The following is a 16,091-nucleotide window of genomic DNA, read 5'->3' as shown; positions in this document are numbered from 1 at the left end:
AATTAGAAGCGGTAGTGCGAGAAAGCTTTGTTGGCTTCAGCCATACGGTGCACGTCTTCACGCTTCTTAACAGCAGCACCTTTACCTTCAGCAGCGTCCAACAGTTCGCCGGCCAAACGCAGAGCCATAGACTTCTCGCCGCGCTTACGGGCGAAGTCTACCAACCAGCGCATTGCCAGAGCGTTACGACGGGACGGGCGAACTTCAACCGGAACCTGGTAAGTAGCACCGCCTACACGGCGCGACTTCACTTCGACCAGCGGAGCGATGGCGTCGAGAGCTTTCTCGAAGATTTCCAGGGGGTCGCTGTTCTTGCGTTCTTTAACCTTTTCCAGCGCGCCATAAACGATACGCTCGGCAACGGCTTTCTTGCCGCTTTCCATCACGTGGTTCATGAACTTGGCCAGAATTTGGCTTCCGTATTTTGGATCGTCAAGCACTTCGCGCTTGGCTGCTACGCGTCTTCTTGGCATGGATAAGCCCTCAAACGGTCTTCAGGTTCGCTCGGAATCGGTGCCCTTTCGGGACGCCTCCGACCTTACTCTTATCGACTCAGAAAATAAGATGATTCAGGTTTACAAAAAGCCGCTACTACTTAGGCTTCTTGGTACCGTACTTCGAACGACCCTGGTTACGACCTTTAACGCCGGAAGTATCCAAAGAACCGCGTACGGTGTGATAACGAACACCTGGCAAGTCTTTTACACGACCGCCGCGGATCAGTACCACGCTGTGCTCTTGCAGGTTGTGGCCTTCACCGCCGATGTACGAGGAAACCTCGAAACCGTTGGTCAGACGCACACGGCATACTTTACGCAGTGCCGAGTTAGGTTTTTTCGGCGTGGTGGTATACACACGGGTGCATACGCCACGACGTTGCGGGCAGTTCTGCAGCGCAGGTACGTCGGATTTCTCGACGATACGCTTACGCGGCTGACGTACCAGCTGGTTGATAGTTGCCATCTACTAGCTCCACTGTTGTCTTGCGACGCTATTGTCTTGCAAGAAAAGCAAAATGGCAGGAACGAATTCCCGCCAAATTTAGGGGTACAAGAGTCTAAAGAGGATCTTGTCCCCAGTCAAGGCAAGGCCCCGACCTCCCCTCGCGTCGAACCGGGGCAAAAATGCCTCGATCCGACGAATGGGAGTGTCAGGGCCCAGACTCATCTATCGCAGAACTCAGTTACCGCTTGAGTTCAGCGCTTCGGTCAGTGCAGCTTCCACTTCACTGGCGCTTACGCGCAGCGGCTTGTCAGCATCACGGCGACGCTTACGCTCGCTGTGATAAGCCAAACCGGTACCCGCCGGGATCAGACGACCCACGACTACGTTTTCTTTCAGGCCGCGCAGGTAATCGCGCTTGCCGGTTACCGCTGCTTCGGTCAGTACGCGAGTGGTCTCCTGGAAGGAGGCCGCCGAGATGAACGACTCAGTGGACAACGACGCCTTGGTGATACCCAGCAACACGCGAGTGAACTTGGAGACAAATTTCTCTTCGTTCGCCAGGCGCTCGTTTTCTACCAGTACGTGAGTCAGTTCCATCTGGTCGCCCTTGATGAAACTGGAATCGCCGGATTCAGCGATTTCAACTTTACGCAGCATCTGACGCAGGATGGTCTCGATGTGCTTGTCGTTGATCTTCACGCCTTGCAGACGGTAAACGTCCTGGATCTCGTTAACGATGTACTTGGCCAGCGCACTCACACCCAGCAGACGCAGGATGTCGTGTGGATCGCTCGGACCGTCGGAGATAACTTCGCCGCGGTTTACCTGTTCGCCTTCGAACACGTTCAGGTGACGCCACTTCGGAATCAGCTCTTCATACGGATCGCTACCGTCGTTCGGGGTAATGACCAGACGGCGCTTGCCCTTGGTCTCTTTACCGAACGCGATGGTGCCGCTGACTTCAGCCAGAATCGACGCTTCTTTCGGACGACGAGCTTCGAACAAGTCGGCAACACGCGGCAGACCACCGGTGATGTCACGGGTCTTCGAAGTTTCTTGCGGGATACGCGCGATAACATCACCGATCGCGATCTTCGCACCATCCGCTACACCGACCAGGGCGTTGGCTGGCAGGAAGTACTGAGCGATTACGTCAGTGCCTGGCAGCAACAGATCCTTGCCGTTGTCATCGACCATCTTCACGGCAGGACGGATGTCCTTACCGGCAGCTGGACGATCTTTGGCGTCGAGTACTTCAATGTTGGTCATACCGGTCAATTCGTCAGTCTGACGCTTGATCGTGATGCCTTCTTCCATGCCCACGTAGGTCACGGTACCTTTCATTTCGGTAACGATTGGGTGAGTGTGCGGATCCCACTTGGCCACGATTGCGCCAGCGTCGACCTTGTCACCTTCTTTAACCGAAATCACAGCACCGTACGGCAGCTTGTAACGCTCACGCTCACGACCGTAGTCATCAGCGATGGCCAGCTCACCGGAACGGGACACAGCAACCAGGTGGCCATCCACTCGCTCAACGTGCTTGAGGTTGTGCAGGCGGACGGTACCGCCATTCTTCACCTGAACGCTGTCGGCTGCGGAGGTCCGGCTTGCCGCACCACCGATGTGGAACGTACGCATGGTCAGCTGGGTACCCGGCTCACCGATGGACTGGGCAGCGATAACGCCGACCGCTTCACCGATGTTCACCTGGTGACCACGAGCCAAGTCACGGCCGTAGCACTTGGCGCAGATGCCGTAGCGGGTTTCGCAGCTGATCGGCGAGCGAACGATCACTTCGTCGATGCTGTTGAGTTCGATGAACTCGACCCACTTCTCGTCAACCAGGGTGCCGGCAGGAACGATAACTTCCTCGGTACCTGGCTTGAATACGTCACGGGCAATAACACGACCCAATACACGTTCACCCAGTGGCTCTACAACGTCACCGCCTTCAATGTGCGGAGTCATCAGCAGGCCGTGCTCGGTGCCGCAATCGATCTCGGTTACAACCAGATCTTGTGCAACGTCTACCAGACGACGAGTCAGGTAACCGGAGTTAGCGGTTTTCAACGCGGTATCCGCAAGACCCTTACGAGCACCGTGAGTGGAGATGAAGTACTGAAGTACGCTCAAACCTTCACGGAAGTTCGCAGTGATCGGCGTTTCGATGATGGAACCGTCCGGCTTGGCCATCAGGCCACGCATACCGGCGAGCTGACGGATCTGCGCAGCAGAACCCCGCGCGCCCGAGTCGGCCATCATGTACATCGAGTTGAAGGATTCCTGGTCAACTTCGTCGCCGTGACGGTCGATGACTTTCTCTTTCGAGAGGTTGGCCATCATCGCCTTGGAAACTTCGTCGTTCGCCTTGGACCAAAGGTCGATCACCTTGTTGTACTTCTCGCCCTGGGTTACCAGGCCGGAGGCGTACTGGCTCTCGATCTCTTTCACTTCGTCAGTGGCAGCACTGATGATGCGAGCTTTTTCATCCGGGATAACGAAGTCGTTAACGCCGATGGAAACGCCGGAGATAGTCGAGTAAGCGAAACCTGTGTACATCAACTGGTCAGCGAAGATAACGGTCTCTTTCAAACCAACCACGCGGTAGCACTGGTTGATCAGCTTGGAGATCGCCTTTTTCTTCATCGGCAGGTTGACGACGTCGTACGACAGACCTTTTGGCACAACCTGGTACAACAGCGCACGGCCGACAGTGGTGTCGACGATACGGGTGTTGCTCACGCTGCCGCCGTCACGGTCGTTGACGGTTTCGTGGATCCGCACTTTGACCTTGGCGTGCAGTGCGGCTTCGCCGGCACGGAACACACGGTCAACTTCTTGCAGGTCAGCGAACACACGACCTTCGCCCTTGGCGTTGATCGCTTCACGGGTCATGTAGTACAGACCCAATACAACGTCCTGCGACGGAACGATGATTGGCTCACCGTTGGCTGGCGACAGGATGTTGTTGGTCGACATCATCAACGCACGCGCTTCCAACTGAGCTTCCAGTGTCAGCGGTACGTGCACGGCCATTTGGTCGCCGTCGAAGTCGGCGTTGTACGCAGCACAGACCAGAGGGTGCAGCTGGATAGCCTTACCTTCGATCAGTACAGGTTCAAACGCCTGGATACCCAGACGGTGAAGGGTCGGTGCACGGTTGAGGAGAACCGGGTGTTCGCGGATCACTTCAGCAAGAACGTCCCAAACCTCTGGCAGTTCGCGCTCGACCATTTTCTTGGCCGCTTTGATGGTGGTCGCGAGACCGCGCATTTCTAGCTTGCCGAAGATGAACGGCTTGAACAGCTCGAGTGCCATCTTCTTAGGCAGACCGCACTGGTGCAGACGCAGGGTCGGGCCTACGGTAATTACCGAACGACCGGAGTAGTCAACACGCTTACCGAGCAAGTTCTGACGGAAACGACCTTGCTTACCCTTGATCATGTCAGCTAGGGATTTCAGAGGACGCTTGTTGGAACCTGTGATAGCGCGGCCACGACGACCGTTGTCGAGCAGGGCATCGACCGCTTCTTGCAACATACGCTTTTCGTTGCGCACGATGATGTCCGGAGCGGACAGATCAAGCAGGCGCTTCAAGCGGTTGTTACGGTTGATCACGCGGCGGTACAGGTCGTTGAGGTCGGACGTCGCGAAACGACCACCGTCCAACGGTACCAGCGGACGCAGGTCTGGCGGCAGAACCGGCAGAACGGTCAGCACCATCCACTCTGGCAAGTTGCCGGAACCCTGGAAGGCTTCCATCAACTTCAGACGCTTGGACAGCTTCTTGATCTTGGTTTCGGAGTTGGTTTGCGGAATCTCTTCGCGCAGACGACCAATCTCGTGCTCCAGGTCGATAGCGTGCAGCAGTTCGCGGACAGCTTCGGCACCCATGCGGGCATCGAAATCGTCGCCGAACTCTTCCAGCGCTTCGAAGTACTGCTCGTCGTTCAGCAGCTGACCTTTTTCAAGGGTGGTCATGCCTGGGTCGATAACGACATAGCTCTCGAAGTAGAGAACACGTTCGATATCACGCAGGGTCATGTCCATCAGCAAGCCGATACGGGACGGCAACGATTTCAGGAACCAGATGTGGGCAACCGGCGAAGCCAGTTCGATGTGCGCCATGCGCTCACGACGAACCTTGGCCAGCGCGACTTCAACGCCACACTTCTCGCAGATCACACCACGGTGCTTCAAGCGCTTGTACTTACCGCACAGGCACTCGTAATCCTTTACCGGGCCAAAGATCTTGGCGCAGAACAGGCCGTCACGTTCTGGTTTGAACGTACGGTAGTTGATGGTTTCCGGCTTTTTAACTTCACCGAACGACCACGAACGGATCATCTCAGGCGATGCCAATCCAATACGGATGGCGTCGAACTCTTCGACTTGACCCTGGTTTTTCAGCAAATTCAGTAGGTCTTTCAAGGCCTTTCCTCCTGGCGGAGCAGAGAGCGGGCTAAACAGCCCCGCTCTCGATTCGCGTCACGTGTTATTCGGTTTCCAGATCGATATCGATGCCGAGGGAACGAATTTCTTTGATCAACACGTTGAAGGACTCGGGCATGCCCGGCTCCATACGGTGATCGCCGTCCACGATGTTTTTGTACATCTTGGTACGACCGTTCACATCGTCCGACTTCACTGTGAGCATTTCTTGCAGAGTGTATGCAGCACCGTATGCTTCCAGTGCCCAGACCTCCATCTCCCCGAAACGCTGACCACCGAACTGAGCCTTACCACCCAGCGGCTGCTGGGTAACCAGGCTGTACGAACCGGTAGAACGAGCGTGCATCTTGTCGTCTACCAAGTGGTTCAGCTTCAGCATGTACATGTAGCCAACAGTAACCGGGCGCTCGAACTTGTTGCCGGTACGGCCGTCGAACAGCTGCATCTGGCCGCTTTCTGGCAGGTCTGCCAGTTTCAGCATGGCCTTGATTTCGCTTTCCTTGGCACCGTCGAACACCGGGGTAGCCATTGGAACGCCGCCGCGCAGGTTCTTCGCCAGATCCAGGATTTCCTGGTCGGAGAAGGTGTCCAGCTCTTCGTTGCGACCGCCGATCTCGTTGTAGATCTCGTGCAGGAACTTACGAAGGTCTGCGACCTTGCGCTGCTCTTCGATCATACGGTTGATCTTCTCGCCCAGACCTTTGGCCGCGAGGCCCAGGTGGGTTTCAAGGATCTGACCAACGTTCATACGCGAAGGTACGCCCAACGGGTTGAGGACCACGTCGACCGGGGTGCCATTGGCATCGTGCGGCATGTCTTCAACCGGCATGATCACAGAGACCACACCCTTGTTACCGTGACGACCGGCCATCTTGTCGCCCGGTTGGATGCGGCGACGGATTGCCAGGTAAACCTTGACGATTTTCAGCACGCCTGGAGCCAGGTCATCGCCCTGCTGCAGTTTGCGCTTCTTGTCTTCGAACTTGTCGTCCAGCAGACGGCGGCGATCAACGATATAGGCCTGGGCCTTCTCGAGCTGCTCGTTCAGAGCGTCTTCAGCCATGCGCAGTTTGAACCACTGGCCGTGCTCAAGACCGTCGAGGATTTCGTCGGTGATGTCCTGACCTTTCTTCAGGCCTGCGCCACCTTCGGCCTTGTGGCCTACCAGAGCGGAACGCAGACGTTCGAAGGTCGCGCCTTCAACGATACGGAACTCTTCGTTCAGATCCTTGCGGATCTCGTCGAGCTGGGTCTTCTCGATGGACAGTGCACGAGCATCACGCTCAACGCCGTCACGGGTGAAGACCTGTACGTCGATGACAGTACCCTTGGTACCGGTAGGTACACGCAGGGAGGTGTCTTTAACGTCGCTGGCTTTTTCACCGAAGATGGCACGCAGCAGCTTCTCTTCCGGCGTCAGTTGGGTCTCGCCTTTCGGAGTGACCTTACCGACCAGGATATCGCCAGCGCCAACTTCAGCACCTACATAAACGATACCGGCTTCGTCCAGCTTGTTCAGTGCAGCTTCACCCACGTTCGGGATGTCTGCAGTGATTTCCTCAGGCCCAAGCTTGGTATCACGCGCCACACAGGTCAGTTCCTGAATGTGGATCGTGGTGAAGCGGTCTTCTTGAACCACACGCTCGGACAGGCAGATGGAGTCTTCGAAGTTGAAGCCGTTCCATGCCATGAACGCGATGCGCATGTTCTGACCCAGAGCCAGTTCACCCATGTCGGTGGACGGGCCGTCGGCCATGATGTCGCTACGCTGAACGCGATCACCCTTGCTCACCAGCGGACGCTGGTTGATGCAGGTGTTCTGGTTCGAGCGGGTGTATTTGGTCAGGTTGTAGATGTCGACACCGGCTTCGCCAGTTTCTACTTCGTCATCGGCAACACGAACCACGATGCGGCTGGCATCAACGGAGTCGATCACACCGCCACGACGAGCCACGACGCAAACGCCGGAATCACGCGCTACGTTGCGCTCCATGCCGGTACCTACCAGCGGCTTGTCAGCACGCAGGGTCGGTACAGCTTGACGCTGCATGTTGGAACCCATCAACGCACGGTTGGCGTCATCGTGTTCCAGGAACGGGATCAGCGACGCTGCAACCGAAACTACCTGCTTCGGAGAAACGTCCATCAAGGTGACGTCTTCCGGCGCCTTGACGGTGAACTCGTTCAAGTGACGAACAGCTACCAGCTCGTCGACCAGGACTTTCTTGTCGTTCATAGTGGCCGAAGCCTGAGCGATCACGTGATCAGCTTCTTCGATGGCGGACAGGAATACGATCTCGTCGGTGACCAGGGCGTCTTTCACCACACGGTACGGGCTTTCGAGGAAGCCGTACTGGTTGGTGCGCGCATAGGCAGCCAGGGAGTTGATCAGACCGATGTTCGGACCTTCCGGCGTTTCGATCGGGCAAACACGACCGTAGTGCGTCGGGTGTACGTCACGGACTTCAAAGCCAGCACGCTCACGGGTCAGACCGCCCGGGCCCAGTGCAGAAACACGGCGCTTGTGGGTGATCTCGGAGAGCGGGTTGTTCTGGTCCATGAACTGCGAAAGCTGGCTGGAACCGAAGAACTCTTTCACCGCAGCAGCCACTGGCTTGGCGTTGATCAGGTCTTGCGGCATCAGGCCTTCGCTTTCAGCCATCGACAGACGCTCTTTGACCGCACGCTCAACACGTACCAGGCCAACGCGGAACTGGTTCTCGGCCATTTCGCCTACGCAGCGAACACGACGGTTACCCAGGTGGTCGATGTCATCGACGATGCCTTTGCCGTTACGGATGTCGACCAGGGTCTTCAATACCGCGACGATGTCTTCCTTGCACAGCACGCCCGAACCTTCGATCTCGGTACGACCGATACGACGGTTGAACTTCATCCGGCCGACCGCAGACAGGTCATAGCGCTCAGGGCTGAAGAACAGGTTGTTGAACAGGGTTTCGGCAGCGTCTTTGGTTGGTGGCTCACCAGGACGCATCATGCGATAGATCTCGACCAGCGCTTCCAATTGGTTGCTGGTGGAGTCGATCTTCAGTGTGTCGGAGATGAACGGACCGCAGTCGATATCGTTGGTGTACAGGGTCTCGATGCGAACAACCTGGGCCTTGGCGATCTTGGCCAGGATCTCGGTGTTCAGCTCGGTGTTGCACTCAGCCAGGATTTCGCCTGTAGCCGGGTGAACGATGACCTTGGCGGTAGTGCGACCCAGGACGTAGTCCAGTGGCACTTCCAGCTCTTTGATACCGGCTTTTTCGATCTGGTTGATGTGGCGCGCAGTGATACGACGGCCAGCCTCAACGATGACCTTGCCTTTTTCGTCCTGGATGTCCAGGACAGCAATTTCACCACGCAGACGCGAAGCGATCAGTTCCAGCTTGAGGGTTTCATCCTTCAGGCTGAATACGTTGGTGGTATAGAAAGCATCCAGCACTTGCTCAGTGGTGTAACCGAGCGCGCGCAGCAATACCGAGGCCGGCAGCTTGCGACGACGGTCGATACGCACGAACACGCAGTCTTTCGGGTCGAACTCGAAGTCCAACCACGAACCGCGGTACGGAATGATCCGCGCGGAGTACAGGAGTTTGCCGGAGCTGTGCGTCTTGCCGCGGTCGTGGTCGAAGAACACGCCCGGGGAACGGTGCAGCTGGGAAACGATTACACGCTCGGTACCGTTGATTACGAAGGTACCGTTTTCAGTCATCAGTGGGATTTCGCCCATGTAGACTTCTTGCTCTTTGATGTCCTTGATCGCTTTGTTCGACGATTCTTTGTCGAAAATGATCAGACGGACTTTTACCCGCAAAGGTACGGCGTACGTAACGCCACGCAACACGCATTCTTTGACATCAAATGCCGGTTCGCCCAGGCGATAACCGACGTACTCCAGCGCAGCATTGCCGGAGTAGCTGATGATCGGGAAAACGGATTTGAAGGCCGCATGCAGGCCCACGTCGCGGAACTGATCTTTGGTCGCTCCCGCCTGCAAGAATTCACGATACGAATCCAGCTGGATAGCCAGAAGGTACGGGACATCCATGACGTCCGGCAACTTGCTAAAGTCCTTGCGGATACGTTTTTTCTCAGTATATGAGTAAGCCATCAGCGTTCCCCAGCTTGGTCACCTGCTTGTTTGGCCCCTCCGACGGGAGCAGCCAGAAAATCTTGCAAACCCCATGGTTTGCACCACCGCTTCGGGTGGCTACAGCGCGTTAATGGCGGCGACCGAGTCGACAGCCAAGAACGGAAAAAGGCCGGTGGCAAGAGCCACCAGCCATCAGCCTTCAGCTTAACGCTTGGGCTGGAGACGCAAGGTCGATGCTTACTTCAGCTCGACTTTAGCGCCTGCTTCTTCCAGAGTAGCTTTGGCTTTGTCAGCGGCGTCTTTCGACACAGCTTCCAGAACCTGGGCAGGAGCGCCGTCAACTACAGCCTTGGCTTCTTTCAGGCCCAGACCGGTCAGTTCACGTACTGCCTTGATCACGTTTACTTTCTTCTCGCCAGCTTCCAGCAGCATGACGTTGAATTCGGTTTGCTCTTCAGCAGCGACAGCAGCAACAGCTGGGCCAGCGGAAGCAGCGGCAGCGGAAACGCCGAATTTTTCTTCGAAAGCTTTGATCAGCTCAACAACCTGCAGAACCGACATTTCAGCTACGGCGTTGAGGATATCGTCTTGGGAGATAGACATTGCTGTATTTCCTGAATTGGGGGACGGCCTACGCGGCCATCGAAATAAACAAAAATACGCGAGAGAATTTGCTCAGCCTTAGGCTGCGGCAGCTTCTTTTTGCTCGCGAACTGCAGCCAGAGTACGAGCCAGCTTGCTGGTAGCGCCTTGAATCACGCTCATCAGCTGCGAAATAGCTTCGTTACGGGTCGGCAGTGTTGCCAGTACGTCGATTTGGTTAGCTGCGAGGAACTTGCCCTCGAACGCAGCTGCCTTGATCTCGAACTTATCCTGACTCTTGGCGAATTCTTTGAACAAACGGGCAGCAGCGCCTGGATGATCTTTAGAGAACGCGATCAGAGTCGGGCCGGTGAACACGTCGTTGAGAACACTGTATTCAGTGTCAGCAACAGCGCGCTTGAGCAGGGTGTTACGTACAACACGTACGTATACGCCAGCTTCACGAGCCTCTTTACGGAGTCCGGTCATAGCGCCTACTGTCACACCACGGGCATCAGCCACGACAGCGGACAGAGCAGCTTTGGCAGCCTCGTTGACTTCAGCGACGATGGCCTTCTTGTCTTCGAGATTAATTGCCACGGGTTTAACTCCTGCTTGTTACCGTTTCATCTGGCCTAGGCCTGATGTCGTTTTGGTGTCTGATTCGGTAAGGAACCGGGAGCACCATCTGCGTAGGCTTGTTGGTTTAAGACTTGCGTCGCCTACGGTCTTGGATAGCCCCCGCCAGGCAGGGACCCCAATCTTTCAATTGGCGCAATTACTTGCGCCAATTTATGTCTTATACGTCCAGCGAGCCTTGGTCGATGACCAGACCTGGGCCCATAGTGGTGCTCAGGGTAACGCGCTTAACGTAGATACCTTTCGAGGAAGCAGGCTTGATACGCTTCAGATCAGCGATCAGGGCTTCAACGTTTTCCTTCAGCTTGACGGCATCGAAGCCGACTTTGCCAACGGAGGTGTGAATGATGCCGTTTTTGTCGGTGCGATAACGAACCTGACCAGCCTTGGCGTTTTTAACCGCGGTAGCTACGTCTGGCGTTACGGTGCCGACTTTAGGGTTAGGCATCAGGCCACGTGGACCGAGGATCTGACCCAACTGACCTACAACGCGCATTGCATCCGGGGAAGCAATTACGACGTCATAGTTCAGGTCGCCGCCTTTCATTTCGGCAGCCAGGTCGTCCATGCCAACGCGATCAGCACCAGCGGCCAGAGCAGCTTCAGCAGCTGGGCCTTGGGTGAAGACAGCAACACGTACAGTCTTGCCAGTGCCGTGTGGCAGCACAGTAGCGCTACGAACGACCTGGTCGGATTTACGCGGGTCAACACCCAGGTTTACAGCAACGTCAACAGACTCGCTGAACTTGACAGTCGACAGCTCGGTCAGCAGGGCAGCAGCGTCTACGAAGTTGTAGGACTTGCCCGCTTCGATTTTGCCGGCGATAGCCTTTTGGCGCTTGGTCAGCTTAGCCATTACACACCCTCCACGTTAAGGCCCATGCTACGAGCAGAACCGGCGATGGTACGCACGGCTGCATCCATATCAGCTGCAGTCAGATCCGCGTTTTTGGTTTTCGCGATTTCTTCCAGCTGAGCACGGGTTACAGTGCCAACCTTAACGGTGTTAGGACGAGCGGAACCGCTAGTCAGACCGGCAGCTTTCTTCAGCAAAACCGAAGCCGGGGTCGACTTGGTTTCGAAGGTGAAGCTACGGTCGCTGTATACAGTGATGATCACTGGAGTCGGCAGACCTGGCTCAAGACCCTGAGTACGGGCGTTGAAGGCCTTGCAGAATTCCATGATGTTCACGCCGTGCTGACCCAGAGCTGGACCGACGGGTGGGCTAGGGTTGGCCTGAGCGGCCTTCACTTGCAGCTTGATGTAAGCGGTAATCTTCTTGGCCATGAGGCACTCCAATTACGGGTTCAAACGCCTCGAAAGGCTCCCCGGTTACTTGCGCGTTTATCCCAGTGACGACAAAACCCCACAGCCGAAGCTGCGGGGTTGGGATGCTTGCCCAGCTAGACCTTCTCGACCTGGCTGAACTCCAACTCTACCGGAGTAGAGCGACCGAAAATGAGCACTGCCACTTGGATCCGGCTCTTTTCGTAGTTAACTTCTTCGACCGTACCGTTGAAATCAGCAAACGGACCGTCTGTAACGCGAACAACCTCACCCGGCTCGAACAACGTCTTCGGCTTGGGCTTGTCGCTACCGTCAGCAACACGACGCAGAATTGCTTCCGCCTCTTTATCGGTGATCGGAGCAGGCTTATCGGCAGTACCGCCAATGAAGCCCATGACGCGAGGGGTATCCTTGACCAAGTGCCAAGTACCTTCGTTCATGTCCATCTGTACCAGCACGTAGCCAGGGAAGAACTTGCGTTCGCTTTTGCGCTTCTGCCCATTCCGCATTTCAACCACTTCTTCAGTGGGAACCAGAATTTCGCCGAAGCCATCTTCCATGCCTGCCAGCTTTACGCGCTCCAGCAAAGAGCGCATAACATGCTTCTCGTAACCCGAGTAAGCATGCACAACGTACCAACGCTTAGCCACGGGACACCCTTAGCCAACAATCAAGGAAACAAGCCAGCCGAGCAGGGAATCAAGCCCCCACAACAGCAACGCCATAACCAGAACAACAGCCACGACAATCAATGTGGTCTGCGTGGTTTCTTGGCGAGTCGGCCAAACGACTTTACGGATTTCGGTGCGAGCTTCCTTAACCAGTACCGCGAAGGACTTGCCTTTGGCAGTCTGCAGGCCTACAAAGGCAGCTACAGCAGCAAGGGCAAGCAAAGCGAGTACACGGTACAGGATCGGCGAAGCAGAATAGTACTGATTGCCAACAACGCCTACGACCACCAAGGCGACTACAGCGAGCCACTTTACCAGATCGAAACGAGAGCTTTGAGCTTCAGCCTTAGGAGTCATCTATGAAGATCCTGTGAAAAGAAAGCCAGACACACCACGTGAATCTGGCAGGTCAGGAGGGAATCGAACCCCCAACCTACGGTTTTGGAGACCGTCGCTCTGCCAATTGAGCTACTGACCTAAAACAAAATCAGGCCGACCATTATGCAGGCCTGAAAAAGACTTTACAACAACCAACCCCACAAGACCTGAAACATCGAACAACATTCAAGCCGAGGCAGCTGTTAAAACAAAGGCAGATATTTTCATATCTGCCTTGTTATATGGAGCTCTTGAGCGGATTTGAACCGCTGACCTCACCCTTACCAAGGGTGTGCTCTACCAACTGAGCTACAAGAGCGAAACACCCTGCACAACCTGCAAACTTGGAGCGGGTAGCGGGAATCGAACCCGCATCATCAGCTTGGAAGGCTGAGGTTCTACCACTAAACTATACCCGCGGAGCTTGCAGCTCACGCTAAAAATGGTGGAGGGGGAAGGATTCGAACCTTCGAAGTCGTAGACGTCAGATTTACAGTCTGATCCCTTTGGCCGCTCGGGAACCCCTCCTAAGCGAGCCGGCATTTTACATCACGCCGACCTTCTGTCAAGCATTTTCTCATTTAAATTATGAGGTTAGCTGCATTGACGGTAGCTTTGCACTGTAGCCCTTAAAGGTCTTCACTGCGAAGCGGGCGCCATTCTATGCAAACTATTCGAGAGTTGCAATGCCTTCACACAGCATTATTTTATGTTTTAACTCATTGAATTCATTAGCAAGGCTTTCAAAGGGCAGATCGTCAGCCAGGCGACGGCTCTCAGGGGCTACGCGCAACCAATAACCCGAGGCGTCCGGTGCGTTCAGCAACTGGACCTTGACCTTGATATCCAGGCTCGTGAGCCTCTGTTCGAGAGAGGAGGCTTGGCGTCGATCAGAGAACCCACCGATGTATAAGCAGGTATTTTGCGCCTCCGCCGGCCTAGCCCGATCACGCCGCGCCACCGCATCTGCCGACTCACTCAGCAGGCGAATATCTTGTTGTGCTCCCCGATGGAGACTCAAGGGCGTGACATCCTTGGCCCGCAATGGCGCCCCTTGCTGATGCCAGACGTAATAGAAAACATTGAGAACCAGTAAAAGTAAAAACAGCCAGCGCATAATCACCTCAAGACAAAGGACACGCCATCGCCAAACCAACAAACACCAGGTCCGGGACCAGCCGAGCCTGAGGCGCAGCTTCCCTGACCAGGTCGGCATCGCCTCCAGTGAGGAAGACCGTGAAATCCTCCCCCCAATAGCCTCGGGCCAACTCGAGCTGGGTCAGCACGAACCCTCTAAGCATGAGCGTACAACCACGCTCGACAGCCTCTACGGTCGTTCGACCAGGAGAGAGACGCTCCAGAGCCCGCTCAGCGGCCGCATCGTCATAGCGTATCTTGCGGGTATGGGTTCGCAGCTGATTCCGCATAAGCGGCATACCCGGGCAAATAAACCCACCCAGGTGCCCACCGTCCGGACCAATAAAATCTGCTGTCGCCGCTGTACCAAAGTCGAGTACCAAGCATGCACCTGACGCCAACTTGAACGCGCCCAGCATGGCCAGCCATCGATCCATCCCCAGGCGCTGGAAGTCGTCGTAGCCATTGCGCACTCCACCCATTTCTTGAGCAGACGTTGCACAGGAAACAGCAACGCCAAATGCCGCTACCAAGGCTGCTATCAGCTTATCGGTCTCCTCAAGCGCGCGAACACTCACCAACCGACAACGCGTGAGCAATAGACCAGGCAAAGCCACCAAACTATCGATCAGCGCGATATCCGAACCTGCGATGCCTTCCGCGCGAACAGTTGCCTCACTCAACTCAAGAACACGCCATTTGATAAAGCTATTTCCACAGTCGAGCTCAAGAATCATCACGCAACCTCAGGCTTAACTCACCACCGCTGTATATTTTCTCAACGCCACCGACATTCAAACGCAAGGCGCCCTGACGATCCACGCCCAGCACAACCCCATCAATCTGATTGACGCCCGCGATAAGAGACACGGACTTCCCCTGCCAGGCGTGATGCTGTTCCCATTCGTCTTGCAACCCTGCAAAACCCGCAGCCTTGTGTCGATCTAGGTAGGCTTGTAGTTGCAAACCCAAACGCGCCACCAGGTGATTACGATCCACAGGAGAGCCAGCCTCGAGCTGCATCGAAGTCCATTGCTGATCAACCTCTACAGCCTTCTGCATATTCACATTGATACCTATCCCTAGCACAACGTGACAGATATCTGCAGGATCTCCCACCAACTCAAGCAAGATGCCTGAGATTTTCTTTTGCCCAACCAGGACGTCGTTTGGCCACTTCAAAGCTGCACCCCGCACACCCGACTCACGCAGAGCCTGCAGGACTGCCAGCCCCACCACCAGACTCAGCCCTTCCAGTTGCCGCAGACCGCCCTCAATACGCAATACAAGGCTGTAGTAAACGTTTTGCGCAAATGGGCTGACCCACTTTCGGCCTCGTCGCCCCCTACCCGCCGTTTGCTGCTCCGCCAGCACAACAAAAGGAGCCGCACTGCCCGCACCGATAAGACGTAAAGCCTCAGCATTAGTGGAATCAATGGAGTCGAAAATGTGAACGGGCCAAGCCAAGGAAGCCGCGCCCAGAGAAATCTCCTGCGCATTCAAAAACACCAATGGCGCAGCCAATCTATATCCGCGGCCCCGCACCTTATGAATGGGGAGATTCAATTCTGCCTCAAGATGCTGAAGCTGCTTCCACACGGCACTGCGACTAACGCCCAAGGCAGCGCCAAGCGCTTCTCCAGAATGGAACTGACCATCTTTCAGAAGTTTCAACAACGTCAGCATGCACATATCGCCTCAGAATGAGGCACGCATGATAGCCATGCGCAGGGTCATTGCATAGAAAGGCTGGATATCAGTCTGGGTCGAGATTTTCGAGCGCCCAAAACAAAACCCCAACTGCTTTCGCAATTGGGGTTTCGGAATTTAATCTTGACGATGACCTACTCTCACATGGGGAAACCCCACACTACCATCGGCGATGCATCGTTTCACTG

At 55.6% G+C, this 16,091-nt stretch carries 13 protein-coding genes and 4 tRNA genes; all 17 read right to left on the bottom strand.

All coding sequences use genetic code 11. The features are described from left to right. Positions 1-2: 2 nt before the first annotated feature. The gene (gene rpsG, locus TX24_RS28520) at positions 3-473 is read right to left on the bottom strand and encodes a 30S ribosomal protein S7 (protein ID WP_002555493.1); all 471 of its coding nucleotides are present in this window, start codon (positions 471-473) and stop codon (positions 3-5) included. A gap of 118 nt (positions 474-591) precedes the next feature. Then, complete coding sequence (gene rpsL / locus TX24_RS28515; RefSeq protein ID WP_002555494.1) at positions 592-963, bottom strand: 30S ribosomal protein S12; 372 nt, start codon at positions 961-963, stop codon at positions 592-594. Positions 964-1,179: 216 nt separating this feature from the next. Next, the gene (gene rpoC, locus TX24_RS28510; RefSeq protein ID WP_003194653.1) at positions 1,180-5,379 is read right to left on the bottom strand and encodes a DNA-directed RNA polymerase subunit beta'; all 4,200 of its coding nucleotides are present in this window, start codon (positions 5,377-5,379) and stop codon (positions 1,180-1,182) included. Positions 5,380-5,443: 64 nt separating this feature from the next. Next, positions 5,444-9,517: a DNA-directed RNA polymerase subunit beta gene (gene rpoB / locus TX24_RS28505; RefSeq protein WP_010206926.1), complete on the bottom strand. Its 4,074-nt coding sequence runs from the start codon at positions 9,515-9,517 to the stop codon at positions 5,444-5,446. 219 nt (positions 9,518-9,736) lie between these two features. Next, a complete protein-coding gene (gene rplL, locus TX24_RS28500; protein ID WP_003176432.1) occupies positions 9,737-10,102 on the bottom strand; it encodes a 50S ribosomal protein L7/L12 in 366 nt (121 codons plus the stop codon). A gap of 78 nt (positions 10,103-10,180) precedes the next feature. Next, positions 10,181-10,681, bottom strand: coding sequence for a 50S ribosomal protein L10 (rplJ, locus tag TX24_RS28495; RefSeq protein WP_003176433.1), 501 nt, complete (start codon positions 10,679-10,681; stop codon positions 10,181-10,183). A 199-nt stretch (positions 10,682-10,880) separates the two neighbouring features. After that, positions 10,881-11,576 carry a 50S ribosomal protein L1 gene (gene rplA, locus TX24_RS28490; RefSeq protein ID WP_003176434.1) on the bottom strand — a complete coding sequence of 232 codons (696 nt, stop codon included), beginning with the start codon at positions 11,574-11,576 and terminating at the stop codon, positions 10,881-10,883. Continuing rightward, on the bottom strand, positions 11,576-12,007 hold the full coding sequence (gene rplK / locus TX24_RS28485) for a 50S ribosomal protein L11 (protein ID WP_003176435.1): 432 nt from the start codon (positions 12,005-12,007) through the stop codon (positions 11,576-11,578). Before rplK ends, rplA begins: the two co-directional genes overlap by 1 nt. Before the next feature lie 116 nt (positions 12,008-12,123). Next, a complete protein-coding gene (nusG, locus tag TX24_RS28480; RefSeq protein WP_003176436.1) occupies positions 12,124-12,657 on the bottom strand; it encodes a transcription termination/antitermination protein NusG in 534 nt (177 codons plus the stop codon). Positions 12,658-12,666: 9 nt separating this feature from the next. After that, entirely contained in the window at positions 12,667-13,035 is a 369-nt protein-coding gene (gene secE / locus TX24_RS28475; protein WP_003194658.1) for a preprotein translocase subunit SecE, read from the bottom strand. A gap of 45 nt (positions 13,036-13,080) precedes the next feature. Beyond that, a tRNA-Trp gene (locus tag TX24_RS28470) sits at positions 13,081-13,156 on the bottom strand. Positions 13,157-13,299: 143 nt separating this feature from the next. Further along, positions 13,300-13,375: transfer RNA gene (locus TX24_RS28465), tRNA-Thr, on the bottom strand. Between the two features lie 26 nt (positions 13,376-13,401). Next, a tRNA-Gly gene (locus tag TX24_RS28460) sits at positions 13,402-13,475 on the bottom strand. Between the two features lie 24 nt (positions 13,476-13,499). Further along, positions 13,500-13,584: transfer RNA gene (locus TX24_RS28455), tRNA-Tyr, on the bottom strand. Positions 13,585-13,726: 142 nt separating this feature from the next. Further along, on the bottom strand, positions 13,727-14,173 hold the full coding sequence (locus TX24_RS28450) for a hypothetical protein (protein ID WP_057711930.1): 447 nt from the start codon (positions 14,171-14,173) through the stop codon (positions 13,727-13,729). A 7-nt stretch (positions 14,174-14,180) separates the two neighbouring features. Continuing rightward, on the bottom strand, positions 14,181-14,930 hold the full coding sequence (locus TX24_RS28445) for a pantothenate kinase (protein ID WP_057711929.1): 750 nt from the start codon (positions 14,928-14,930) through the stop codon (positions 14,181-14,183). Beyond that, a complete protein-coding gene (gene birA, locus TX24_RS28440) occupies positions 14,920-15,879 on the bottom strand; it encodes a bifunctional biotin--[acetyl-CoA-carboxylase] ligase/biotin operon repressor BirA (RefSeq protein WP_057711959.1) in 960 nt (319 codons plus the stop codon). The genes TX24_RS28445 and birA overlap by 11 nt, the downstream gene beginning before the upstream one ends. Positions 15,880-16,091 lie beyond the last annotated feature (212 nt).

Origin of the sequence: Pseudomonas lactis, assembly GCF_001439845.1 — a bacterium.
Classification (GTDB): Bacteria; Pseudomonadota; Gammaproteobacteria; order Pseudomonadales; family Pseudomonadaceae; genus Aquipseudomonas; species Aquipseudomonas lactis.
This window is presented reverse-complemented; position numbering and strand designations above follow the sequence as displayed.